The organism is Dyella sp. C9, assembly GCF_003332825.1.
Lineage (GTDB): Bacteria > Pseudomonadota > Gammaproteobacteria > Xanthomonadales > Rhodanobacteraceae > Dyella.
Genome location: NZ_QIRF01000042.1, coordinates 1 through 1,025, shown reverse-complemented (window position 1 = coordinate 1,025; position 1,025 = coordinate 1). Strand labels below are relative to the sequence as shown.

Annotated in this window: 1 protein-coding gene; it reads right to left on the bottom strand. The window is 64.0% G+C overall.

The annotated features are described in order from the left end of the window. A partial coding sequence (locus DVU99_RS19605; protein ID WP_304529411.1) for a FepA family TonB-dependent siderophore receptor occupies positions 1-909 on the bottom strand: 909 nt, incomplete at its 3' end. Positions 910-1,025: the final 116 nt, after the last annotated feature.

Here is a 1,025-nt window from a genome sequence, read left to right as displayed (position 1 = left end):
GGCGTTGCCCTCGCGGAACAGGCGCTTGTCGAAGAGGTTGTCGACCCCGGCGGTGAAGCTCAGGTTCTTGGTGAACACGTAGGTGCCGCTCAGCCCGGCGATGGCGTAGGGCGAGAGCTGGTTGTTGGCGGTGCCGGTGACACGGTCGCCGTGGTAGTCGTACTTCTTCGGCTTCTGCTTGCCGTACCAGGCGACGCTGGCCTGCAGCGACAGGGCGTCGGTGGCCTGCCAGTCGAGCATGGAGTTCAGGGTGTACTTCGGCGTCACCGAGAGCACGTCGCCGGTTTCCTTGTTCTTCGATTGCAGCATGTAGGTGAAGTTGTTGCTCCACTTCAGCTGTTCATTCAGCGGAATGGTCAGGGTGCCTTCGAGGCCTTCGACCAGCGCCTTGGGTACGTTCTCCCACTGGTAGATCGCTGCGTTGGCGTAGCTGCCGGTGCCGCCGGTAGCCTGATCGATGGGCGACAGGCCCGATTCGATCTTGTTCTTGTAGTCGTTGCGGAAGTAGGTCAGGCCGGCGATCAGGCCGTCCTGGTTGAACTCGATGCCCAGTTCCTTGTTGACGCTGGTCTCCGCCTTGAGGTCCTCGTTGCCCTGCAGGTAACAGCTGGTGCTCTGGCCGTAGCAGCCCTGGCCGCGGCTGTAGAGCAGGTAGTCGGAGTTGAGCTGGTAGAGGTTCGGCGCCTTGTAGGCGCGGGCGATGCCGGCCTTCAGAGTGACGGCGTTGGTCAGCGCATGGGAGATGTTCAGCGACGGGCTGAAATTCTCGCCGACGATGCTGTGGTGGTCCCAGCGCAGGCCCGGCGTGAGCATGGTGCCGGGCAGCAGCTCGATGTTGTCCTCGGCGAACAGCGAGCAGAGCTGTGCCTGCGATGTGGTATCCCGGTCGGTGCTGGTCAGCCCCGGCACCGACCGGGATACCACATCGCAGGGACAGGTCTTCTCGCTGTTCGCCGAGGACCACATCGGGCTGCTGCCCGGCACCATGCTGACGCCGGGCCTGAGCGGGGCCCCCGACCGCATCG